Raw genomic sequence first — 25,331 nt, forward strand, 5'->3', positions numbered from 1 at the left:
CCCAAGCGACCGGGTTTTTTAATTGAATTAAAGCCGAAAAAATACTATAATTAACTCAACTTTCAACCCTAATTTATGGCAGCTAAAAAACAAAAACTCTTGGTTATTGACTCTAACGCCTTGATACACCGCGCTTTCCATGCCCTGCCTCCGACCTTAACCGATGATAAGGGCCGACCGACCAATGCCGTCTACGGTTTCACCTCTATTTTCCTTAAAGCCATCAAAGACATCAAACCTGATTATATCGCCGCCACCTTTGATCGCAAAGAAAAGACTTTCCGCCACAAACAATATGAGGCGTACAAGGCCACTCGCGTCAAAGCGCCGGATGAATTGTACGGACAGATTCCCTTAGTCAAACAAGTATTAGAGGCGTTTAGCGTGCCAATTTTTGAGCTGGCCGGCTATGAAGCCGACGACCTGATCGGCACTATCGCCAATCTAAAAACCATTGACCGACCGGATATTGAAACGATTATTTTAACCGGCGATCAGGACTGCCTGCAACTGGTGGACTACAACACCAAAGTCTTCTCGCCTCACAAAGGATTGTCAGAAACAATCGTTTACGGCGAAACCGAGGTCAAGGAAAAATTCAGCGGTTTAATGCCCAATCAACTTATTGATTACAAAGGCCTGCGTGGCGATACTTCCGATAATATCCCCGGCGTCAGAGGCATCGGTGAAAAAGGCGCAATTGATTTATTGAATAATTTCAAAACCCTTGAAGGAATTTACAAGCATCTTGACTCCGATCTGATAAAAAACCGCACGCGGGAACTATTGGAAGAACAAAAAGAACAAGCGCTAATGTCGCGAGAATTGGCGACGATTAAAAAAGATGCGCCCATAGAATTCAAATTGGCCGATTGCCGCTTTGCCGGCTTTGACCAAAATAAAGTCGTAGATCTGTTCCAAGAGCTGGGATTCAAACGATTGATGAGCCAAGTGGCGACGTTAGCCAAAGGTGGCATGATCGTGCCGACCGGCCAAGGCAGTTTATTTTCTACTGCCTTAACCAACCAAGAAACAGCTGAATCGGCCGCCTCATCTTCTGTCATTACCGCCAAAGCGGGGATGCAAGTCGTTAATCATCCTGCCAATAATAGATTGGGAAAACAGGATTACCGACTAATAAGAACTGATGGCCTAAAAAGGTTCTTAGCCGAACTTAAAAAACAAGAAGAATTCTGTTTTGACACGGAAACGACCGGGCTTAATCCCTTCTCTGACAGTTTAATCGGCATCGCTTTCTGTTGGACTGAAGGCGAAGCTTGGTATTTGCCGGTTGATTTGGCCGACAGAATCAAACCGGAACTGTCTGAAATTTTCGACAGTAAAAAAACCAGAAAAATCGGACACAATCTGAAATTTGATATTCAAGTCTTAAACACTTATTTTAATGATGTCATCCCGAGCGAAGTCGACAAATCCCCTGGAAACTCAAGTGATTCTTCCACACGTTCGCTGTTTGGTAAGAATGACAATCATGTTAATGGTGTTTATTTTGACACCATGATCGCCTCCTACGTCCTTAATCCCGGACATCGCCAGCATAGCCTGGATACTCTGGCGTTCATTGAATTCGGCTATCAAATGCAGCCGATCAATGATTTAATCGGCAGTGGCAAAAGCCAAGTTTCCCTGGCCGACATCCCACTGGAAAAAGTCAGCTGGTATTCGGGAGAAGATGCGGATCTGACTTTTCGCCTCTATCAGAAACTCCGGCCGGAATTGGAAAAATCCGCCTTATTGCCGTTATTTGAAAAGTTAGAAATGCCTTTAGTTGAGGTGTTGGTATCCATGGAAACCAACGGCATCAAAATAAACAGTAAAGCATTGAAAAATCTCAGCGCCGTTTTTGCCAAAAGAATAAAGGAGATAGAAAAGAAAACATGGAAAATGGCGGGGGAAGAATTCAACCTGGCCAGCCCCAAACAACTCAAAGAAATCCTGTTTGATAAAATGAAAATCTCCACGGCCGGCATCGGCAAAACCAAAACCGGCTTGTCCACAGCCGCCGGTGAATTAGAAAAGCTCCAGGGCCAACACAAGATAATTGATTTGATTATAGAATTCCGCGAATTATCTAAATTAAAAAGCACCTATCTGGATGCCTTGCCCGCCTTAGCTGACAAGGCTGGCCGCGTACACACCAGTTACAATCAAACCGTAACCGCCACCGGACGATTATCTTCTTCTGAACCGAATTTACAGAACATCCCTATTCGCACCGAAACCGGCGGTCCCATCCGCCGGGCCTTCATCACTGACAAGGGACTCAAGATACTTAAAGCCGACTACTCGCAGATTGAATTGCGCATTATCGCCTCTCTGGCCAATGACAAGCAAATGCTGAAGATTTTCCAATCCGGCGGTGATATCCATACCATGACCGCAGCCATCATTCACGGCATTAAGCCGGAAGAAGTGACTAAGGCCTTGCGCCGCACAGCCAAAGAGATTAATTTCGGCGTTATTTACGGCATGGGCGCTTGGGGACTGTCCTCTCGCACCGGTCTGTCCAATACGGAAGCGCAAAAATTCATTTACAAATATTTTGAAACATTTTCCGGCGTCAAGAGATGGCTGGAAGAAACCGTGGAAATCGCCCGCGACAAGGGCTACGTGGAAACATTCTACGGCCGCAAACGCTATTTGCCGGAAATCACTTCCAGCATTTCCCAAGTCCGCGGCTCCGCCGAACGCATGGCCGTCAATATGCCGATTCAAGGCACAGCCGCCGACCTGATCAAATTAGCTATGATTGAAGTCCACGCCGGCTTGCCCAAGGTCTCCCCGCGCTCACGCCTATTGTTGCAAGTCCATGACGAATTAGTGCTGGAAGTGCCGGAACATGAACTCCATAAAGTCGGCAAATACATCCATGACACCATGTGCTCGGTGATGAAGTTGCGCGCGCTCATTGACGCCGAGGTTTCCGCCGGCAACAATTGGGGAGAGACGGAAAGAATCAAGACCTAATTATTCTTGTCATTCCGATCTAAATCGTTGCAATTCATAACTGGCAAAACTGTTAGAAAAAATAAATGTAACAACAAAAGAATACTCATTATTTGAGTATTCTTTTGTTAGAGAAAAAAGAAATTGAACTACTTTAATTAAAGTGTTATTATTGTGTATATGATAACCGCATTAAATAAAGAACAATTAGAGATATTATCGCGGCTTGGTTTGAGTAAAATTCAAGCGACTTTGTATTTGACCTCTTTAAAACATGGGGTATTATCTGTTTTAGAACTATCTAAGCTGACCAAAATTAATCGTCAACAGATTTATTCAGAAGCGGAAGAATTAATTGAATTAGGAATCTATGAATTAACCCGTAAACAAGGTAGAAAGTATATTCCTGCCAATCCAGATAAATTAATAAAAATTGGAAAGAAAAAAATTAATGAAACGGAAAGGATTTTAACGGAGTTATCCGCAATCTTACCCAATCTTGAAGCCTTATCGACTCAAAAAAAGAACAAGATCATTATTAGATATTTTGAAGGCATACCAAAAATTAAAGAAGCTTATGAGGAAGAATTGAAAGTATCAAAAAATACCGAGGTTTTATCCCTGGCTGGTTTAATTGATGATATTTTTGAATTTTTACCGGAGTCATACTGGGATGAATGGAATAAAAAATTTGTGAAGCACGATTCAAGAAGCCGTATGCTTGTCCATAATTCCGAGGCGGCTCGCAGAACGATTGAAAATGACAAACAATATAAACGAGAGACCAGATGGATTGAAAAATTTCCTCTAAAAGTTAATATTGATATTTTTAATAACACCGTTCTGATTGTTTCTTTCCATGACGAGATTGCCATTTGGATTGAGAGCCATATACTGGCTCAATCATATCGTATAATATTTAATACTCTCTGGGAGCTTTCTAAACCATTTAAGTAAAAAATGTTGTAAAAATATTTACAACAAAAAAGTTAGTAATTTACCTTATTATTTGTGCTTTTTGACGCCATAACGGCGTTTTTTATTTTGTTTATTACGTGAATTGATTAATTATGGAATAATTCCATTAGATAAAATAAGTAATAAATAAAAACCATATGCCCCCAAGCGGATTCAGTCAAAAGGCTGTAAAAGGTTCTCTTATCTTCATTCAAAGCTGTTATGAGGACCTATTGGAAGAAGTGCGTTCCGGAAAGCATAAAAGTTATGAAGAAGGAATCAAGTATGAGCTTTCTCAAATAGAAAAAGCTCTTACGAAAATCCATATTGACCCCAGCGGTAACATTGTTGATCGATAAGCTTTATTTTAAGTTTTTGAGATTAATTTAATCTTTATCATCTTTTCCTTAACCAACCGCATTTCCTCTGGATTACTAAGTTATCTGTATGAGCAAATCACGGTCGGAGCCAAAGCGAAACATGATGAATTAATCGCTTTCTCTTGGTGTTATTCTGACTGAAATAAAGGAATCACTTAAACTTTTCAAAACCGCCTCAAGCAACCTGGCGGTTTTTATTATTATATATAATCCGGGGCGTACAGATATTGACAAAACATAATTAGTATGCTAATCTGTAGGAGAACTATTGCTCATTTAAAAGTCAGGGTCAGAGAACCAGAAGGAGACACACCAATGGCAAATATATTGAAAAAAGAACCGCAAACTGAAATGGAATACTGGGAGATGATTGATGGTATTGGGGGGATTATTTGGCACACAAATCATGATATTAGTCATGGACGATATGAAAGCTCTCCGGAAATTGAACAACAACTGGCTGATGCTCAGGAGACCATTGAACGTTTAGCCAGTGAATTATTTGATAAATTCGGAGTAATCCACCCCAAGGATTGCCCCAAAGCAGCGCCAGGGGAGGAAATGCCACCGGCACCGGAAGGGAAAATTTATTACTGGGATTGGTATGAGGCGAAAAGAGCAGAAGCCAAAAAACAGTTCTATGATGGCATCATCTGCTCTGCCTGTCCTTATAGCAAGGGATTGGAGAGTATGACGGGGTTTAATATACCGTGCAGTCTTTGGAGCGGGGTCCTCTACCGACTTACTTTTCCCCATATGTGCGCAATGTTGGGAGATTTCGGTGAAGAAAAATTTTACCAAATGATTCAAAAGAAGGGTGGTAGTCACGTACTTAAAGCCTTTAAGGAAAAAATAGCAGCCCTGAAAGAACTGGGATTGAAAAAGGCATCTGCCGAAAAATAAATGCTCATTTTCACCACTCAAGCATCTGTTGCGAGTGGTGTTTTATTTAAATCAAAAACCGCCGAGGCTAAGCCGAGGCGGTTTTATAAATGTGCAAAATTAATAACGATATCCTCGCAGAGGACGAAACGCCATAGTTAATCCTCGCCACATCCTATACAACGCCAAAATAAATCTTTTACTCTTTCCAGTTCGATCATACTTCTTAACCATCTTTAATGTTTCTTGTAGATCAACGCCGGAAACCCCCAAATATTGAACGAGGGGGTATAAATATTCCGGATCAACTCCCTCTAATATTCCTGCAGCATCCTTTTTTGATTCGTAATATACATTAGATAACCAAGTATCGGGATCACGCCAGCCAAACATCAAATCAACTACGGCTCGTCGAATACCCTCATCACTGATTCTTCTTGTCTCAGTTATTTCTTTAGTCATAATAACCTCCTTTCTATTGGTTATAATTTAAAGAACAGACATCATTAATAGAACCAATATTATAGCAATATACTAAAATTGTCAACCAATTTAAAACGAAGCAAAAACCGTCCGACTTCAATTAATAATATATATAATATATAAAAATTGAGGTGGACGGTTTTAAAAAGGTGCAATTTCAGGCGCAATAGACGGCTATGGCCTTATCTACCGCTACCCTGAACTGGTCAGCATGATGGCTCATAATCTTGTAACGTAACAAGGACTTACGAGCGCGGAGCAAACTGGCGCCGTTAGAATAGCAGAAGACCGCATCGCCGCTAAGATAATCGGTCAGATATCTAATGCCCAGCTCCAACGAAATAATCCGCCCAGCCAAGGCAAAATTCTCAACCTCTTCCGGCAGTAATAATTGCCCCGTACCGGCCAAATAACCGCTAAGCAAAGCGCTGAAACATTCAATCGGTCCAGGACGCTCGTCAAACTCCACGCCCAAAGCTGAACGGAACATATCGCCGAAATCCCACAGGCTATAGCCTGGCATAGTCGTATCCAAATCAATCACCGCCACGGCCGCACCTGTGCTTTTATCCAGCAAGACATTGTCTATTCCCGTATCGTTATGCGTCAACCTGGACGGGATCTTGCCACTGTCAACCAGGGCGGAAAATTCCGCAATCTCTTCCAATCGGCTTTTAATGAACTCAATCTCCTTGGCGCAATCAGCAACCCGGCTAAACCGATCCTGCTGTCGCGCCAAAATCAACTGCTGATAACGCCAAAGAGTGTTATGGAAATCGGGCACGACCACGTTAAGCGCCTCAAGCGGCAATTTGGACAGAAGCGCCAAGTATTGGCCGTAGGCCTTGGCGATTTCATACGCTTGATAGATATTTTCAATGCTCTGACAACTGTAAGAGTGATCAAAAAAATCATATAAGCGCCAATACGCTCCGCTTTCATCACGATACCATAGAACGTTGCCGTTTTTGAGTCCGATAGCGGACAAACCTAGCGCCTGACCGCGACAAGAAGCGATGGCAGAAAAATTCTCCAGCAACTTCAGCGGTTCAGGAAAATACTGGTCGTTAACTCGCTGTAATAGATACGATTTATTCCCGACAACAACCCGAAAACTATCATTGATTGCGCCTTTGCCATAGCGCTCCGCACTTTCTGGCCATAGTCCTAAAAATTTAGCGGCGATCTCCGCTAAATATTCAAAACTGAATTGTTGTTTGGGCATAATTGCCTCCTTTAATTTATTGGGTTGGTATTTCCCTGATAGAACCATCAAAAATCGTAATGGAACAATTGCCAAAAGGATTATTTTTCAGTCGCTCGGCCGCTTCCTCAATACTTGCTTCAGTCATCAATCGCCAGAATAGTATGGCCCACTTGCCATGGCCGACAATAAAAATTGTCCGAAAATAACTGTAGCAGCCATACAAAAAATCATTTAAAAAAGATCGGATTTGCAATTCCACATCAGGTCCGGATTGACCGCCTGGGGCGCGGTAGTGATACCAACCTTCGCGTTTTTGGATTTGCTCCTCCAATGGATACAATCGGGAGATATCCGCCTTATTCATCGTATGCCAGACGCCGCGCCACCATTCATCTAAACGCGGATCCATAATTGGCTGGCGGGCGCAGGGATGATATATCTCTTTGATTCCTCGCAGAGTTTCTGCCGGTCTTAAGTAACTGGAAATAAATTCTTGATCCCAGGCGATTCCTAATGATTTCAGTACCTCGCCGCAGTGCCGCGCTTATTCCCAGCCGTCAGGGTCAGTCAAAGGAAATTGATGGTTGGGCATAACCGTTAATGAATTATCATCCAATCCTCTGGCATTACCGATGGATTCGCCATGGCGGACAAAAATAATCTTTTTGAAATGACTCTTGAGTTGACCTAACATGTTTCTTTCTCCTCTTGGTTGTCAAAGTGCAATTTATCAAAATTATTTTTTAATCGCTTGCCAATTAAATTCAAAAACCTGCTTTTGCATTTGATAGATTGACTCATTCTCCACTACCACGCCAAGGGAATTGCCAGAATCATCCAAACCGATATGAGCGATCTTACCGCCGTAAATCAATTCGTGCGTCATTTTCAGATTATCGCCAGCCGCGGGGATTTGCCGTCTTTCATCCAACCCGAATATTCCGCCGACTTCACCCAACGAAATTACACGCACGATAACTTTCTTAGCGGTTCGTTTTTTATTGAAATCAGGCATGGCCGCATAAAGATGTTTGCGGTCTTCGGCGGTGCCGGAAGAATAAACAAAATAAGTCTTATCTTCGCGGTTTCTCATAGTTTCCAACACGTCCTGCAAAATCTGCTTCATACCTTGATCGCCTTCATAAAATTTAACCGCCGGCCGATTGCCGCTACGCTCAAAAATCGCTTGCAGACGAGGCAGATTTTCTTTGATGTCTTTTTTAACCAAAGCCAATTTCTCTTCACGGTCCTCCAATGCGCCCAGAAGCTTTTCCGGCGGTTCCGCCACAAAAAACTGCTTAGTCTGCTTGTGGTAATAAGTGACTAATCCGGCAGTAATCAAAGCTTTCAAGATATCGTAAGTTGTCCCCCGATTAATGCCGGCCTTATCAGCCACCACGCGGACGGAAGATGGCCCTAACTCAATTAAAGCGAGATAAACCGAGGTTTCTTTATCGCTCAGACCGAAATTCCTTAGTAATGTTTGTATTTCCATATATTTATCTTAAAGTACTGTTATCTTAACTCGTTGATTTTTATTTGTCAATACTTTTTCTACATTATTTATTATTTTATTATATTTTGTTTAAATTTACAATATTTTATATACTTATTTTATTAACTTTTTTTCTACATTTTTATAGTTATCCACAGGACAAAAACGTACAACGAACTGATAATAACATCAGTTAACAATGCGTAGTTAATAAAAAAACCGCCGAGGCTAAGCCGAAGCGGTTTCATCAATGAACGTAATAATCAGGGCCCCCAGCCATCGGGAACAGCTGATGGTGCTAGAGGGTCATTGGCCATTTCCTCTTGCGACTTTCTTAATTGTTCAGCGTACCCTTTGTCACTCATATATTGTTTCTGACCGCACATGCAAGGATTATAATCACAAACTCTGCAATTTGGAGTTACAACGTCTTCTTCAGGATCATAAGGTCCGCCGCACATAGCCATTACTCCTTTTTCTTTTTTGGTTGGTCAATATCAAAGAACATATAACACTGAACTATTTCTATCACTAATAATCAAAAAAGTCAAGGGTTGTTCTTTGGACATAAATAAGCTAAAATTATCTCGTATCAATTGCAAACCATCTGTAATGGAGTTGGCCCTGTCGGCCAAGCGGATGGGGTATTAGAGGGATTTATAATAAACTACCCGCCAACCATGATATTTTTCGTTTACGGCACGGAAGCGCACTTATGCCGCCAAAAAATCTCTGAACTGCAAGCTGGTTTTATCCAAAAAAGGGATAAAAGCAGTCTTAATGTCGTCCGCTTAAAAGATGATGAACTGGACTTTGATCGCTTATCCCAGGAAGCCCTCACTACGCCCTTTCTGGGAGAACGCAAGTTGATCATCATTGAACAACTGATAGCCGACATGTCGGCCGGCAAGAAAAAGTTGCGCGATCAAATCTTGGATTTCCTTAAAGCCAAGGAATCGGTAATTGACAATAATCTGATGTTTGTTGATTTGTTTGAAGAAGAAAAAAAAATACCGGAGAAAGATGCGCTCTTCAACTTCTTAGCCAAACAGAAATTCGCCTACAGGTTATTCCGTCTCAAAGACCGCGAGCTAAGCGGTTGGATCAAAAAATACTGCGAAAGCAAAAAAATAAAAATAGCTCCGGCAGCCGTCAGTGAGTTATTGCTTTTGGTCGGCAATGATCTGACCCAACTTACCAATGAACTGGACAAGCTCGGGTCGTACAAAGCCGGAGAAATAATCGCCACTGCCGATGTTAAGCTTTTAGTCAAAGCCAAAATTGACGACGACGTTTTCGTTCTAACCGACGCGCTGGGCGACAAAAATCGCGAACGCGCTCTGGAACTCCTAAGCCGGCAGTTCCTCTCCGGTGCCGAACCGCTGGCACTGCTGGGGTCAATTAATTGGCAATTCAAACTGATTTTAAAAGCCAAAACGCTATTGGAAAATAATCCCCGCTTGACGCCGGAGGGAGCGGCCAAAGAAATCGGCGTCCACGCCTACCCCGCCCGCAAAAGCCTGGGTTTCGCCAAAAGCTTCAGCCTGAAACAGCTGATTAATATTCAGAATGATTTATTGAAACTGGAACGCCAACTCAAATCCGGCGCCAAAAACCCAGAATTGCTGTTTGACCTGTTTGTAATAAAACATTGCTAAAAATAAAGACCGCTCGCAAAGTTCGCGAGCGGTCTTTATTTTTTTCTCTTTGATTATTTTTTTCTTCCCGCCAATTGCCCGCAGGCGCCGGCAATATCGCCGCCGAGCGATTTGCGGATAGTCGTTTCAATGCCGGAACGGTTTAAAATCATCTTAAAACGCTTGAGCTGCTCCATGGGTGAAGCCTTAAATCGGCGACTAATCGCCCCGGAACGGGAAATAATCGGGTTATAGGGAATCAAGTTGACCATTACTAGTTTTTTGGGCAATTGCTCCAAAAGCCTGATCAACTCGTTTGCTTGTTCCGCATCATCATTAACGCCGTCGATCATAACGTACTCAAACATTAACTTGCGACCCCTCTCCTTCAAATAAGATTTAAGCTGTTGAAACAACTCTGACAGCTTGTAGCTGGAAGAAATCGGCATCAGTTCCCGCCGCAATTCATCGTTGGGCGCATGCAAAGAAATCGCCAAATTGATCTGTAACGGATAACGAGTAACGTTTTTGAGGCCCTCAATCAGACCGCAAGTAGAAATTGATATGGAACGAGCCGCTAAACCAAAACCATCCTTATCGTTAATCAGGTTAATCGCCTCAGCGACATTCGGCCAATTCAAAAGCGGCTCTCCCATGCCCATAAAAACGACATTGTCTATTTTTTTACCCTCGGTCTTGAGTTGACGGGCAAAATAAATAACCTGTTCCGCGATCTCTCCGGCTGTCAGGTTGCGTTCAAAACCGTTTTGACCGGTAGCGCAGAACAAACAGCCCAAAGGGCAACCGACCTGGGAAGAAACGCAAACCGTATAACGGCCATCGGCATTTTCCAACAGCACCGCTTCAATTACGGCACTGTCAGCCAATTTAATCAGTGCTTTGCGGCTTGAATCACTAGCTGTCTCTGTAGCATTAACTTCCAAAGGACAACCGGCTTTGAGTTTCCGCTTTAAATCGGCAGGCAGAGTGGTGACTTCATCCCAATCACTGATTAATTTCAAATATATCGCCTGTTTGACTTGTTTCAGACGATAAGCGGGCTGACCGGCTAATATTTTATTTAAAGCTGATAAATCCATAGCGATGCAAAAAGTCCCGCGCAAGGCGGGAGCTTTTTTATTTCATTAAAGAATTTAACTTTTTCATCAGTCTTGATTTTTTTCGAGCGGCGGCATTTTTTGCGATAATTTTTTTGCCGGCGGCCTTGTCAATCACCTTAATGGCTGCCCTGACTTTTTCTGCGGCCTGTTTTTCTTTAGCGGCTATCATCTTTTGCGAATCCTTAACCAAGTCCTTGATGGCATGTTTGACTTTATAATTCCTTAAGGCGCGTTTGGCACTTTGGCGCAGGGCCTTGGCGGCGCTTTTTTTATTAGGCATAAATTTAAATTCGTAATTCCGCCAATCGGCGGATAGCTTATGATTTGTAGTTAATGTGTGAGAGCTTGTTAGAATAATAACAAATACTTTGACCTTTGTCAATCAAATGCCGAAGGGGAGACTCGAACTCCCACGGGACAAGCCCACATGCTCCTAAGGCATGCGTGTATACCAATTTCACCACTTCGGCGGAAATTGATTACATTATAGCATTTAAATCAGTAAAAATCAAGTCTCCAATTGAACGACTTGACAAAAAACGCTAAAAAGGTAAAATAATAAATTAATTTGCAGTAATCATTATTAAACTTTGGAAATAGCCGATAAAACAATCTATATAATATTGACTCAGATACTGCTTTCAGTTAAACTTCAATTATTCTTAGTTTTAGTTAAAACCTGACATAAAACACCTAAAAATATGAAAAAAATCATCCTCGCAATCATCTGTAGCGCCGGCTTACTCGCTATCTCCCAGCCAGCCCTGGCCTACACTGCCGTCGAAGGCAACCTAATTAAAACCAGCAGCAACTCGGCCGTCTATTACATTGACGGTTCAGGTTATCGGCACCTTTTTCCCAATCAAGAAGTTTTCTTCAGTTGGTATAAAGGTTCATGGAACGATCAAATCATCACTACCGTGGCTGATTATGAACTATTGCAAATTCCAACGGGAAAGAACGTTACCGTCAAACCGGGCTACGCTTTGATTCATTTTGACAACAGTTTGAGGATGTATGCCGTTCTGCCGGGTGGCAAGCTTTGCCGCGCTCCGGCTCATTACAATAATTACCAGTACAACCGCGCTTTGATTATCCCGGCGAGTTTTGAGAGCGACTATTACAATGATGGCGTTTGTGACATTACCGAGAATCAAAAATTGCCCGATGGCACGCTCCTGAGATATGCCGGATCCAATGACATCTACTATATTCAAAATAGCCAAAAAAGACATATAACCGAAGCCGGATTCAATGCCAATAATTTCCGCTGGGACTCAGTAATTGAAAATATTGATTCTTCCATGTACTATCCTGACGGCGGGGATATTGTCGCCCGCGAAGACAACCTCTACAGCATCAGCTACAGTTTTGGCAACAGTTACTACAGCGGTTATAACTACACTTGCGCTGAAAACTGGACCTGCTATTCCTGGAGCGCTTGCGCTAACGGCTCCCAATACCGCACTTGCCGAGATAGCAATGGTTGCGGTACCTCCTACAACAAGCCAATCACCGCTCAGGCCTGTTACAGTTGCAGTGAAAGCTGGGCTTGCAGTTCTTGGTCCGCCTGCTCCTACGGCAAACAATACCGCACTTGCTGGGATAACAACAGTTGCGGCACGACTGCCAGCAAACCTATTACTTCTCAAGCGTGTTACAATTGCAATGAGAATTGGAGTTGTACTTCTTGGAGCATCTGTTCTAGTGGAGTGAAATACAGGGAATGCCTGGACACCAACCGTTGCGGCACCACTATCGGCAAACCGGCCGGATCCCAAACCTGCAATTAATTTAATGCTTTCAATAATCCATAAAAGACCAGACCAGAAAAGAAAAGCCCGGCGACCCGCCGGGACTTTTTCTTTTGGCGGTTTTAATGTTAAAATGAAGTCACTGATATGAAATATATATTTATTTTAGGCAATAACCCGGAACTATCAACGGCCGAAATCTCGACTGTACTGCCCCAAGCCAAAATCATCAAAAAAAGCCAGTCCTTCTTGGTAGTTGATAGCTCTGAAATCGACTGCCAACAATTAATGAAACGCCTGGGCGGAGTAATTAAAATCGGTTTAGTATTGGGTGAACGTCCGGAAGCCCAACCGATTATCGCTTCAGCCATATCCAAGAAAGACGGTCGCTTTAATTTCGGTTTGAGTTTTTATGAACAAAAAACCAGCAACTGGGGGTTGAACATCAAAAAGCAATTAAAAGAACAAGGTATCGCTTCCCGCTTGGTAACTAGCCGCGAGTCGGCCTTGTCTTCAGTTATTATCACCAAAGAAAAATGCCAGGACTACATTATAGCTCCGGGCTTTTTTGCCCAGACCTGCGCCGTACAGGATTTTAAGGAATTTGGCAGGCGGGACTTCGGCCGACCGGCCGCCGACGCTTACTCCGGCATGTTACCGCCCAAAGCCGCCAAAATGATGATCAACTTAAGCGGCGCTAAGCTAACCGATACCATCCTTGACCCATTCTGTGGCTCCGGCACAATCATTTCCGAAGCGCTGGCCATGGGCTACACCAATTTAATCGGCACCGATCTGTCGGCCAAAGCTGTGGCCGATAGCCAAAAAAATCTGGAATGGCTGGCGAAAGAACTATCAATTACCGATTACCGGCTGTCAATCGATCAGATTGATGTCAAGGAGTTAGCCGACAAGATTAAATCCGCTTCAATCGACGCTATTATCACCGAACCATATCTGGGTAAACCGATAAGGGGCCAGGAAAGCTCGGAACAAATTAAAAAAACTATTGCAGAATTATCGGACTTATACCTAATCGCATTCCAGCAATTCAAGAAAGTCCTGGCCAAGAACGGCCGGATTGTCATGGTTTTTCCCGAGTGGCATCTGCATGATAAGATTTATCGCCTCAATATTAACCAACCCATCGGCCGATTAGGTTTCAAGCACCTGGACAATGGCAACCTATACTATAAGCGCGAAGACCAAAAAGTTTGGCGCAACATTACTGTCTGGCAATGATAAAAATGTTCAACAAATTAAATTACCTGCGTAGCAACAGAATCACGCAAGTAAAACTGCCCATCTCCGCCGCGGCTCAAGAATTGTCCGCGGCGCTTTTGGTCGCCACTGATTATAGACAACGGCAAGAACTGGGCGAATCATTGTTGGATGAACTTTGCGATGGGGCCAATATGGATATTGTACATTTAACAGTCAACGACGCCAACCAAAAGCATCGCCGACGCAACGGCCGAATTGTTATGAAACGCTACGGCTTATATAAAATCCGCGACCGCGCCATTCATATAGAAAACCGTACGGCCGCTCGGGGACAAATCATTTCTGCCAAAAGCTTTTTGGATACTTTGCTTCACGAGTGGCTGCACCACTACGATACCCTGAAACTCAAACTTAACTCCATACATTCCAAGGGTTTCTACGACCGCTTTAATGATTTGAAAGAGAAGCTCCGCATACCGAAAAAAAACCGGTAACGGTTATTTTTTGTTCAATCTTAATATTATACATTTATTCACATTTATTCATAATTAAACGCTTGACGAAACCATTTATATCTGCTATAATTACTTATTGATTTAAAATGGTTTTAAATCATAACGGACCTTACAAAAACATTAACACCAAAACAAGGAAGGGTAAATCATGGAAAACATCAGGGTGATTTTGGGATTTTCGGCAGGAATGCTGTTTATCATCGGACTTATTCCTTATGGCATCGCCATTATCGGCTACAACACCGTAACAAATTTCCTAACCTCAGCCAAAAAGAAAATTCAACCGTTTAAGCTATTATGGCTGATAGAACGATTTATCAATCTTCTTATTTGGATTTTAAATTTCAAAAAAAACAAGAAGCGGATTAAACCGTCAAAGGTTTCCTGGGTCATCTGGTTTTCCATCGATCTGCTGACTTTTAGCGGCATGGTAGCTGCCGGCACCCTTAACGGACAGATGACCGGGGTTATTTTCGGTGCTGGGATTATCTTACTGTTGGCCCTGATTTACGGTGAGAGTACTTGGACTAAACTGGATAAGTTGTGCCTATTGGGCGCGGCTGCGGGGCTGTCTCTATGGCTGTTATTTGACAACCCGCTTATGGCGATTATCGCCAGCGCCAGTGTTGGTTTTATCGGTTCCATCCCCACCCTCATTTCCGCCTGGCGCGATCCAGACAGAGAAGACAAATTGGCTTGGACAATCTTCTGGTTATCCTGCGCTTGCGCCGTACTGGCCATACCGCGTTTAACCGCCGCCGATGCCATTCAACCACTTGATTTTTTCTTGATTGAGTCAATAATGATGCTTATCTTGTACTTCAACCCCACCGCTACAGGAGAATTAACTGCCATGAAATTATTCAACATCATAACGATTCTAGCCATTGCCGTTTTAAGCAGTGCCTTATTCCTTGCTTTTGGGTTGTCATATATTCCGTCGTTGGGGATTGCTATCTTGATAATGATAGCTGGATTTGGTATGCTTCACTACCTGAACCGAAAATCTCCAAGGCGGAGATAGATAAATTCAGCGGGGAAGATTTCTGGTTTAATTTATTGCGAAACGAATCAGGGAGCAATCCCCCGATTAAGCAAAACAACGATGGCACCTTCTCATTCACCCACCAATTTATTGTCGCCTGCTTTCTGGCGTCGCCGGCCGATAATCAGGTGATTTAATTAATGCACAAACACGCCCCCGCGAGGTTTTTCCTTGCGGGGGCGATTTATTTTACAAAATAATAAATATAAAATAAAAAAAACCGGCCTTACGCCGGAATTTTTTATTTGCTTTTTACCCTCACAAACTGCCTTCGACCTCGCTGTAACAATAACCCGTCAATCGGTATGACTGTCTCCAACTCATGATGCGCTACTATTTGATCATCAATTTTCAACGCCTTCTCCTTAATCAGCCGTCTAGCCTCACTGGATGAAGCCACTAGTCCGGCTTGCAAGAACAAATCAGTTACGCCGATCTTATCACTTACTGCCACTATCACTTCTGACACTTCGGTCGGCTTTTCTTTTTCTTGTACTACCCGCTTAAAGTATTCCCGCCCCTGATCGGCCGCCTGCTTACCCAAATAAATCTCTACCACATCATAGGCCAAATCCATTTTGGCATCACGGGGATTAAGCGCGCCCGACTTCAATTTATTCGCCACTTCCGTAACTAATTCCATGGGCACATCGGTTAGAATCTCCAAGGCCGGCACGATCATTTCGTCGGTCCAACTCATCACCTTGCCAAACATATCTTCAGGACTATCGGTCAGGGCAATCATATTGCCCTCGGTCTTGCCCATCTTCTTGCCTGTCGGATCAGCCAACAGCTTTAACGTCAAAACGCATTTCTCTTTATTCTTCATCTTTTTCATCAGCGTGCGCCCGGCCAACATATTGAACATCTGATCATTGCCGCCGATTTCCAAATCCACGTCCATAGCCACCGAATCGTACGCCTGCATCAGGGGATACATAAACTCATTCAAATACAAATCTTTGCCCTCGGCTATTCTCTTTTGGAACATGTCGCGCGCCAGCATTTGTTGAGCGGTAAAATAAGAAGTCAACTTAAGGATATGAGAGAAATTAAGCCGTGACAGCCAGGAATGATTGTTTTTAAACAAAGTTTTTCTAGCATCAATCAAGTTAACGATCTGCTTCCTCCACCCCTTCATATTGTTCCGAACCTGCGCCGCTGTCAGTGTTTTGCGCGCCTGAGCTTTATCCGTCGGATCGCCAATCATAGCCGTAAAACCGCCGAACAAAAAAATCACTTCATGACCCAGACGCTGAAATTGCGCCAGTTTGCGAACGGTCATGCCATGACCTAAATGCAAAGAGGTGGCGGTAGGATCAAAACCGCAATACAAACGGATTTTTTTTCCGGATAAAAGCAATTTCCGCAAGGTTTCCTTATCAGGAAAAACCTGCTCTACACCACGTGTCAAAACATCATCAATTATCTTTTTATCGGTGATGACTTTATGATTTTTAATCTTAGTTAAATGTCTCATATTACTTTTTTTCTCCCCAATCAGGCCGAGCCGTTTGACCCTTATTAGCGGCTAAATATTTGTAAGCTGAGAGAGCGGCCTTAGCGCCTTCGCCGGCGGCAATTACTATTTGTTTGAACCCGACGTCGGTGCAATCGCCAGCGGCAAAAATCCCCTTAACACTGGTCAACCCTGCCTTATCAGCCTGAACCTCCCCCCGCTCATTCAAATCAACCACACCCTTAAGCCAGGCGGTCTTCGGACTATAGCCGATTTCTATAAAAACACCGTCCAGTGATAACTTCTTATTTTCGTTATTCTTTAAATCCGTATATTTAATACTGGCAACTTGGCCCTCGCCCTCAATCGAAACAACCTTCAGACCGCAAGTAACGCTAATATTTTTAATTGCTTTGACCTTATCCACTAATGTGGCTTCGGCTGCAGCATCACAAGTATCAGAGAGTAAAAAAACTTGCTTAGCCAATCGAGAGAGATACTCGGCCGCTTCCGAAGCGGCATTGCCGCCGCCAACCACTGCTACGCTTTTATTCTTGAACAAGGGTCCGTCGCAAGTGGCGCAATAAGACACGCCTCGTCCGGTAAACTCCTTTTCTCCGGGCACGCCCAAATCACGCGGCGTCAAACCAAAAGCCAAGATTACCGCTTCAGTCTGATATTCTCCTTGTGTAGTTTTAACCAAAATTTTCTCACCTTCAGCAACAGCCAAAACCTCATCAGAGATAAACTCGGCACCCCACTTATCGGCCTGCGCTTTCATTTGTTGCGTTAGTTCAAAGCCACTGATAGATTCCGTACCGGGCCAATTCTGAACTTCATGCGCCAGAGCGGCTTGGCCGCCTACGGCTTTGGCGATTACTAACGTTTTGAGTTCGCGACGACGGCAATAAACAGCCGCCGTCAGACCGGCTGGGCCTCCGCCGATTATAATAACATCGTAATTAGACATATTTTTCTATTTCCGCCTTTAGTTGTTCCTTGCCCTGTAAACCCATCATGGTATTCTTCACTTCACCATTCTTAAAAACAATCAAAGTCGGTATGGACATTACATTATATTTTCCGGCGGTCGCGGGGTTAACATCAACGTCCATAGCACCCACCTTGGCCTTATCGCCTATTTCCTTAGCTAACTCCTCAATAATCGGCCCCTGCATCTTGCATGGGCCGCACCAAGTGGCAAAAAAATCAACCAATACGACTTTATCGCTTTTCAATACCTCGGCCTCAAAGTTAGCGTCGGTAAAAATTATTTCTGACATAAAATTATAATTAATAATAAGTAGATCCTATCAAATAACCATATTTAAGAAGCATCTAGCCCAATAGCTTTAACAGGCTGAATCTTATCATTCTTCGTTTCCTAGGTCAATCTGAGGAGCGGCGGCAACCGTTACTGTTGTTGATCCATTGCCTATTTGACCCGATCCCGTAGCAGTCAATTCACCGATCACCGACATTATCTCCGGATTAGACGGTTCTCCGGCCATGGGATTTGCTGGTTGGATTGTTCCCATACCTTTAGAACCAGCCGTTCCATTTGCTCCCAAAACGACCGGTGGACCGATAACCCCAGTAACCGACAACGGGGTAGAACTAACAAAAAACGGATCGCTACCGGAAGAGTCAGCTGTTGTTGAGGAGTTATTTTGTAAAAAAATCGGCGAACTACTGCTTAAAACAATATTCATTTCATCATTAACAACTATATCACCCAAGTCGTCGGTATTATTATCTGAAGTCTCATCATCGCTTTTAACCGCCAGAGCATGCCAATTAAATCTCATCTCCTCTGTAAACGGCAGATCGACTGCAACAATAAAGCCGGTGGAGCTTTGCGCTTCTATCCAATAATCATGCCCGGAAACATTAAGTAAGGGGGTCAGCGTGATTATCGGATCAACATCATAGGGCTTAGCAAAATGAACAGCGGTAGAGGTTGCACCGGCAGACAACTTAACTGTGCCAGCCGCATCCTTATCCAAATAAATATGATCCTTAAACACCACCTTTGATTCAAATCCTGCTTCGCCGATAACTGTGATGGTACCGTAAAAAGTGGCTGAAGAATTTACCGCTAATGAATCCAATACTTCTAAATCATCAAGCGGAGAGTCGTCAACAACTAAGGCCGACTCAGTGCTGGAAGCGATAATTCCGGATAATTGAGCGGACAGAACCCCAAGTTCTTGCTCCTGACGCTGAGCAACCTGCAATAAATAAAATGGCAGATGGTCGGCGCGATAGCCCTTGGTTCGGCCGTCATCAAGATATAATTCCGGCAAAGCATCTCTGATTTCTTCGGCGATCAAACCAAAGTCAGTCTGCCCGGTCTGTTTCCAGATAAACGATTTGACTTGCAATCCCAATAAAGCGTCGATATTCAAGCTAGTATCAATGATATCATCTTTATACTCTCGAGATGACGGATTAACATTAGTCAAAGTTCCGTTATTGGAATAAACAGCGCCATTGGTATCTAAGGTGGAAATATTTACGGTTTTAGCTTCAGCATCAAAGGTAACAAAAGGCAGACCGTCATTATAATCAAGCCATTGATAACTTTTAGCGCTATCAAAAGACAATAACTCAGTTGAGGTAGTAAAATAAATATCCGCAGCCGACGAAAAATCTGAGGCAAAAAAGCTAACATGAGCATCACGATTAGTTGAGAAAACTGCGAGATGATCTTTTATACCCACTAAATCCATATCGGATCCAAAAACAGCAGAAGTAGAAGCATGACCGGAAATCATTGGAACATCCATGAGGCCTTTATTTATATAGAACTTGAGCCCATAATTGCCATCATTTGTGAGTTGGAGCCAATCATTAGGCGATGTAACGGTTAATTTATGAGTTGGGGTAGTGGTGACAACACCAATGGTCGTAGTAGAATTTAGATTCGTCTCACCGGCAACCTTAAGCCCGCCACTGCCGATTATCACTCCGAAAAACTTGCCCAAACCGACGGTTATCAAATCCCTTAACACCTGTAAACCGCCAGACACTAACGAGCCAACCCTGGCGGTCGGCGTATCCAATCCCGGAAGCTTTATAATCACTAACCTATTGGGGCTTACAGACAATGGCAAATAAGCCCTGTTCCCGGAGACTTCCACTCCCCAAGGATTGCCCAAGGTGCTGATTGAATCAACAAAATACGGATTATACGGGTCAGAAATGTTAATAATTTTCAAAGCTGCACCCTTATTATCAACAACATAAGCATAATCACCTTGAACCGATAAGCCGGTAGATCCTGAAAAATCATTTATATCCTTGTAAAATTCCAACTGAGACCCTCCAACAATTACCGGATTAGTGGAAGAAGAAATGTCAATAATCCTAAATACCTCGGTAGAAGTGACCCCAATGTCTATAGGCGGTCCAAAGCAGTCATGAGTGGTATAAGCATAACTACCCTTAACAACCACATCCCGGCCTAACGGCGGCATATCCAATAAATCACCGCCAACAACAATCGGATTAACCGGATCAGAAATATCAACGATCCTGAATACATTAGTTGAAGTAGCAACATAACTGACGGTGTAGGCGTATTTTCCCTGAACATCAATGCCCCGAGTCTCACCGGGGAAATTAGTAACGGGATTACTGATTCTCCTTGGCTTGGAAGGATTAGACACATTGATGATTTGCAAACCATCTTCACCGGTTAAGAGACTGGAGTAATAAGCGGTATAAAGCAAACCGTCTATGACTTTTAATTTTCTTAAAGCATAATTAGCGATATAATCTTCTCCAACCTTTTCCACTGGATTAGTCGGATCGGAAATATCCAAAATAGATAAAGTATTAGTGCTTTGATAAGAGTACTCCTCAAATCCGATATAAGCGTATTTCCCATCAATATCAATGCATCTGGCTCCCAAACCGGCACCCGGCCTCAAAGCAAAACTATCATTTACTATAATCGGATTATCAGGATTGGAAATATCAAAAATTCTTAACTTGTTAGTAGAGGTCGGAGATTGTAATACTACATAGAGATAATCGCCATAAACCATGGAGTTAGATGCCCCGCCATGAACTTCTGGCAAAGAAGTAGTAACATAACTTGGAGCTGAATAAAGCAAAGTGGAAGTAGCAATTTTTAGGTTAGAAAGATAAGGCGAAGAAGTCACACCGACCAAGCCATTAGTTGCCTGTAAAACTCCGTTTAAACTGCCAATGGTAAGGTCGCCAGAAAGATAAGGCGAAGAAGTCACACCGACCAAGCCATTAGTAGCTTGCAGGATGCCGTTTAGACTGCCAACGACTAAATTAGTAGTAGTAGTGATTCCCGCTACCTGCAAATCTCCACCAAAGTAATTCTTGCCATTTGTAGAGTAAATGGCATAGTTATTGGTTGCTCCCATTGAATCAACGTCGTCAATTCTTAAAGCTGAGTAATCACCTGTAATTGTTCCGCCGTCATTAGTGCTGATAATATGCACATTGTCTAATATGCCAGTGAATATTCCGTCATTCTCCAATTCAAAGTTGGCGTTATCAACATAGCCGTTAGTGGATATATTTGAATCAACATCAAAAACAGTTCTAAATCTATTAGAATCAGCTACAAGAAACCCAGAATTATTGGCGTAAGTCGTTTCCCAGTTATTACCGTAATAAACTGAAGCATCATTAGTTGAAGAAGAGTTAACAGTAACCGAGGAATAAATACTTCCAAGACCAAGACTTAATCCACCGCCAATATCAGCCCAATTATTTTCTTCTACTGTTCTTACAAAAGCATTTAGACCTCCAAAGATAGAAGCTAATACATTATAAAAAGGAAAGGCACTAATGACTGAACCTGCTCCGACTAACGTCTGGTCGCCTACTAATAACTGATTGATAGTGGTAGTGGCCAGAGTGGAAGTTTCCGAAGCTCGGAAACTCTTGGCATAGATACTGGCTGAACTGCTGGCATTGCCATTAATTGTTAAGAGAGTGGTGGAAACCGTGCCATAAACATCCAAAGCCGTTTCGGGCAATGATTTACCGATACCCACCTTGCCAGCAAAATAATTTTGAGTGTTGGAACCTCCCGACCAGATATTGTAATTAAGATTTGATGCTGAAGTGATGCCTTCGGTATAAAAACCATACGCATTCTCTGCTCCATCATTTCCAACATTCCTTATATTAATACCCTTATAATTTATAGGATGAAAATTTACATCGCTAATAATATCCAAATCAAGTCCGATGGCGTCGGTTACGGTTATTGTCGTATTTGAGGCATTAATAACATCAAAAAAGTTATTTCTGCCATGAAAGGCAGAAAATTCACTAATCGTCAAAGTCTGGCCACCGTTTGATACCCCCGCCTCTCCATAACTGCCCCAGATTTGGTCGACAATTCCAGCTCCGTTGTCATAAACATAATTTCTACTACCAATCAGGCGATTATCGGTTGTTGTTCCGTCATTAATTACTCCAATTTCAGCTCCGTGAACTCGGTATAAATCACCGTTGAAATCACTGGGTATTCTTGTTGTCATACCCATGGTAGCGACAATTATTGAATCAGTCGGTGTATTAAGGTAAGATTCAAATTCAATTTGATGAGAACCGTACTGGTAATAATCCTGGTTGGTAACAACTCTTAAAACCTGATTGCTCCCTTTAAGGGTAGTGGTTCCATTGACATTCAACCCCCGATCAAAGTTATAATTGGTTGCTCCGGTGATACCAAGTGCCCCAGCATTCGAATTTCCCCAGGGGTCGGTTGAAGTTTCTTGTATAGTCGCTATGTCATCTAAAATTGAAATCCTATCAGCATACAAATCAGATGTCGTAACTACCCCCACCACCCGTAAATCTCCGCCAAAATAGTTCTTGCCATTTGTAGAGTAAATGGCATAGTTATTGGTGGCACCCATTAACAGAACATCGTCAATTCTTAATGCCGAGTAATCACCTGTAATTGTTCCGCCGTCATTAGTATTAATAATATGCACATTGTCTAATCTGCCAGTGAATATTCCGTCATTCTCTAACTCAAAATTGACGTTATCAATATAACCGTTAGTAGATATATTGGAGCCTGCATCAAAGAGTGTTTTGAATCTGTTAGAGTCGGCAACCGTAAACCCAGAATTATTGGCGTAAGTCGTTTCCCAGTTATTACCGTAATAAATTGAACTATCGTTAGTTGAAGAAGAATTGACATTGACTGAAGAGTAAACACTGCCAAGACCGATGCTAGTACCACCCCCATAATCAAGCCAGCTGCTTTCTTCTATGTTGTTTAATAAACCGGTTATACCGCCAAAAAGCGAAGAAAATAAATTATATAATGCTGAAACACTAAATGCCGAACCTGCTCCGACTAACGTCTGGTCGCCTGATAACAATCGATTGATGGTAGTAGTAGCCAGAGTAGAAGTGCCGGAAACGGATAATTCCCCGGTCAAGTCCAAACCGGCAAAAGTCGGGGTATTGGTTGTATCCAGCCATTGGTCAAAAGGGTTCTTGGCTGTAGCCACTAAATAAGAAGCGTCAAAATTGCTTTGGAACCCCGCCCACGTCGTCGTAGTGTTCCAAAAATACTGTTCGGAAGTGGTAGACCATCTAATTTGCTGAGTCTCCCAATAATCAGCAGATGTAGTGGAAAAAAAGTTGGTTATTGACTTCCAATAGTCACTGGAACTGGTAGACCAATTGCCGGCTAAAGTGGAAATATCCGACCAATCATTGATATAAACTCCATTCAAACCGGCGACGGTCCCCAAGTAAGAAGAGTTAGTGGTCGTGGCTGATCCGGTCACCGAAAGATTGCCATTAATGGTAGTAGCGGCTAATTGGGTATTGCCCAAAACACCTAGATTACCGGTAGTAGTAACGTGATTATCAAAGTAATAGCCGCCGGAGGCGTTTTCAAAAATCAATCTATCAGTGGAAGAATTCAAGTAAATATCAGAAGTAGTGACACTATTGGCACTAAAAGTCAGTTTAGGATTCTGGGATATAGAAACATTAATTAGGTTACCACTAGCTAAAGAAATTTTTTCAAAGTCCTTGGCCGCGCCGACACTGTTATTAGAAACAAAAATCAAATGTTGAGTGGTGGTCTGGTAGCCTATTGTGGCTATACTATCATTATCATAAGAGCCAAATAATATCATGGGACTTTGATCGGGCTGAGTATTCCAAATATAGGACGAGTCTTTAAAGCCAAAAACGTCAGTCAGAATAACGTTGGTGCCACTAGCAAAAGCCCCTGACGGGATGGTATAACCGTAGATTTTGCCTTGAACAGTATCATTAAAAAAGGAAAAGGTGGTTGTTGCCAGGGTAGTAATACCCTGAGAAGCAAAACTTTCAGTAGAAGTTGCCCGAGTTGCGGTCAAATCTGTGATACTGGCAATGGTGGCGACCAAATTAGTGAATAAACCGGAGATAGCATTAAAGACGGAAGTGTAAAAATCAGTCGTGGTGGCTTGAGTTATAGAAGCGTAAGTAGAAAACAAATTAGTGGAAGTAGCATTTATCGCCAAGGTGGAGGAGGCGCTTAAATTCTTGATATTGGCAGTTGAAGTAACCGATAAATCGGTAACAGCCAAAGTACCGCCTGTCGCATCACCAAAAACCAAAGTAGAAATATTGGCTATAGTAGCCGTTAAACTACTGATAATGGAAGATATGGCGCTAAGAGCCGCGGCGAAAAAATTAGTGCTGGTGGCATTAGTAATTGAGGCGTTGCTGGCAAAAAAATTGGTGGAAGTCAAATTAGTTATGGTGGCGCGATCATTAGCCATGTCCGCCCTTAAAAAAGAGGTGGTAGCCAAGCCGTCAAATTCCAAGGTGTTAAGGGCGTTCGGCACAGCGCCCAGACGTTTTCTGGGGGTAAGGGTTTCCCCGTCAACGGCTACTTCTAAATATATGTCTTGATTAAAATCCACCGAAGACAAAGAAGTAACCGACCCTAACATAACTGAAAACAAACCATTGGCAACCGCCACTTGATCAGCGCCGGTTCGCGTTTCCGTCCAAAGCACCGAAGAACAAGATGAATCGGCACATAATCTAAACACCATATCGTAATCACCATCAGCCACTGGACTATCGCTATGGTCAGTTAGCTTGCCTTGATAATTTATTTGCTGATTAAATGAAGCATTGGCTTGGGAGACAACAAAAAACAGGGAAAACACAGCAAAACAAGCCATG

At 42.9% G+C, this 25,331-nt stretch carries 19 protein-coding genes, 1 tRNA gene and 1 pseudogene; 9 read left to right on the forward strand and 12 right to left on the reverse strand.

What is annotated here, in order from left to right:
* Positions 1-75: 75 nt before the first annotated feature.
* The 4 genes from polA (at position 76) to WC473_02480 (ending at position 5,207) form a co-directional block, all read left to right on the forward strand.
* Positions 76-2,988, forward strand: a complete 2,913-nt coding sequence (gene polA, locus WC473_02465; protein MFA5124665.1) for a DNA polymerase I — start codon at positions 76-78, stop codon at positions 2,986-2,988.
* Between the two features lie 159 nt (positions 2,989-3,147).
* A complete protein-coding gene (locus tag WC473_02470) occupies positions 3,148-3,924 on the forward strand; it encodes a helix-turn-helix domain-containing protein (GenBank protein MFA5124666.1) in 777 nt (258 codons plus the stop codon).
* 158 nt (positions 3,925-4,082) lie between these two features.
* The gene (locus tag WC473_02475) at positions 4,083-4,283 is read left to right on the forward strand and encodes a hypothetical protein (GenBank protein MFA5124667.1); all 201 of its coding nucleotides are present in this window, start codon (positions 4,083-4,085) and stop codon (positions 4,281-4,283) included.
* A gap of 336 nt (positions 4,284-4,619) precedes the next feature.
* A complete protein-coding gene (locus WC473_02480) occupies positions 4,620-5,207 on the forward strand; it encodes a hypothetical protein (protein MFA5124668.1) in 588 nt (195 codons plus the stop codon).
* A gap of 99 nt (positions 5,208-5,306) precedes the next feature.
* Here the strand turns inward: WC473_02480 and WC473_02485 are convergent, their stop codons facing one another.
* The 5 genes and pseudogenes from WC473_02485 to WC473_02505 form a co-directional block, all read right to left on the reverse strand.
* Positions 5,307-5,648, reverse strand: coding sequence for a hypothetical protein (locus WC473_02485; GenBank protein MFA5124669.1), 342 nt, complete (start codon positions 5,646-5,648; stop codon positions 5,307-5,309).
* Between the two features lie 178 nt (positions 5,649-5,826).
* On the reverse strand, positions 5,827-6,894 hold the full coding sequence (locus WC473_02490; GenBank protein MFA5124670.1) for an aminoglycoside phosphotransferase family protein: 1,068 nt from the start codon (positions 6,892-6,894) through the stop codon (positions 5,827-5,829).
* Positions 6,895-6,910: 16 nt separating this feature from the next.
* Positions 6,911-7,408 (reverse strand): annotated as a pseudogene (locus WC473_02495) (histidine phosphatase family protein).
* A gap of 12 nt (positions 7,409-7,420) precedes the next feature.
* Positions 7,421-7,570 (reverse strand): hypothetical protein, encoded by a 150-nt coding sequence (locus WC473_02500; protein MFA5124671.1) that lies wholly within the window; start codon positions 7,568-7,570, stop codon positions 7,421-7,423.
* A gap of 42 nt (positions 7,571-7,612) precedes the next feature.
* A complete protein-coding gene (locus tag WC473_02505; GenBank protein ID MFA5124672.1) occupies positions 7,613-8,371 on the reverse strand; it encodes a helix-turn-helix domain-containing protein in 759 nt (252 codons plus the stop codon).
* Between the two features lie 680 nt (positions 8,372-9,051).
* Between WC473_02505 and holA the strand changes: the two genes are divergently transcribed.
* Complete coding sequence (gene holA / locus WC473_02510; protein ID MFA5124673.1) at positions 9,052-10,029, forward strand: DNA polymerase III subunit delta; 978 nt, start codon at positions 9,052-9,054, stop codon at positions 10,027-10,029.
* 53 nt (positions 10,030-10,082) lie between these two features.
* Here holA and rlmN read toward each other — a convergent pair whose 3' ends face one another.
* The 3 genes from rlmN to WC473_02525 form a co-directional block, all read right to left on the reverse strand.
* Positions 10,083-11,108 (reverse strand): 23S rRNA (adenine(2503)-C(2))-methyltransferase RlmN, encoded by a 1,026-nt coding sequence (rlmN, locus tag WC473_02515; protein ID MFA5124674.1) that lies wholly within the window; start codon positions 11,106-11,108, stop codon positions 10,083-10,085.
* 37 nt (positions 11,109-11,145) lie between these two features.
* A complete protein-coding gene (rpsT, locus tag WC473_02520) occupies positions 11,146-11,409 on the reverse strand; it encodes a 30S ribosomal protein S20 (protein ID MFA5124675.1) in 264 nt (87 codons plus the stop codon).
* A gap of 107 nt (positions 11,410-11,516) precedes the next feature.
* Positions 11,517-11,599 (reverse strand) — tRNA-Leu (locus WC473_02525).
* Between the two features lie 231 nt (positions 11,600-11,830).
* Between WC473_02525 and WC473_02530 the strand changes: the two genes are divergently transcribed.
* The 4 genes from WC473_02530 (at position 11,831) to WC473_02545 (ending at position 15,646) form a co-directional block, all read left to right on the forward strand.
* Positions 11,831-12,922: a hypothetical protein gene (locus tag WC473_02530; protein ID MFA5124676.1), complete on the forward strand. Its 1,092-nt coding sequence runs from the start codon at positions 11,831-11,833 to the stop codon at positions 12,920-12,922.
* 108 nt (positions 12,923-13,030) lie between these two features.
* Positions 13,031-14,125 (forward strand): DNA methyltransferase, encoded by a 1,095-nt coding sequence (locus tag WC473_02535; protein MFA5124677.1) that lies wholly within the window; start codon positions 13,031-13,033, stop codon positions 14,123-14,125.
* 5 nt (positions 14,126-14,130) lie between these two features.
* Positions 14,131-14,601: a hypothetical protein gene (locus WC473_02540; protein ID MFA5124678.1), complete on the forward strand. Its 471-nt coding sequence runs from the start codon at positions 14,131-14,133 to the stop codon at positions 14,599-14,601.
* 169 nt (positions 14,602-14,770) lie between these two features.
* Complete coding sequence (locus WC473_02545) at positions 14,771-15,646, forward strand: hypothetical protein (protein MFA5124679.1); 876 nt, start codon at positions 14,771-14,773, stop codon at positions 15,644-15,646.
* 262 nt (positions 15,647-15,908) lie between these two features.
* Here WC473_02545 and tyrS read toward each other — a convergent pair whose 3' ends face one another.
* From tyrS to WC473_02565, 4 genes are all read right to left on the reverse strand, one after another.
* The gene (gene tyrS / locus WC473_02550) at positions 15,909-17,147 is read right to left on the reverse strand and encodes a tyrosine--tRNA ligase (protein MFA5124680.1); all 1,239 of its coding nucleotides are present in this window, start codon (positions 17,145-17,147) and stop codon (positions 15,909-15,911) included.
* A 1-nt stretch (position 17,148) separates the two neighbouring features.
* On the reverse strand, positions 17,149-18,096 hold the full coding sequence (locus WC473_02555) for an FAD-dependent oxidoreductase (GenBank protein ID MFA5124681.1): 948 nt from the start codon (positions 18,094-18,096) through the stop codon (positions 17,149-17,151).
* Positions 18,089-18,409: a thioredoxin gene (trxA, locus tag WC473_02560; protein MFA5124682.1), complete on the reverse strand. Its 321-nt coding sequence runs from the start codon at positions 18,407-18,409 to the stop codon at positions 18,089-18,091. The genes WC473_02555 and trxA overlap by 8 nt, the downstream gene beginning before the upstream one ends.
* A gap of 87 nt (positions 18,410-18,496) precedes the next feature.
* Complete coding sequence (locus WC473_02565; GenBank protein ID MFA5124683.1) at positions 18,497-25,330, reverse strand: tail fiber domain-containing protein; 6,834 nt, start codon at positions 25,328-25,330, stop codon at positions 18,497-18,499.
* Position 25,331 lies beyond the last annotated feature (1 nt).

The sequence above is a fragment of the Patescibacteria group bacterium genome (assembly GCA_041650895.1).
Taxonomy (GTDB): Bacteria; Patescibacteriota; Patescibacteriia; order 2-01-FULL-39-33; family 2-01-FULL-39-33; genus CAISTG01.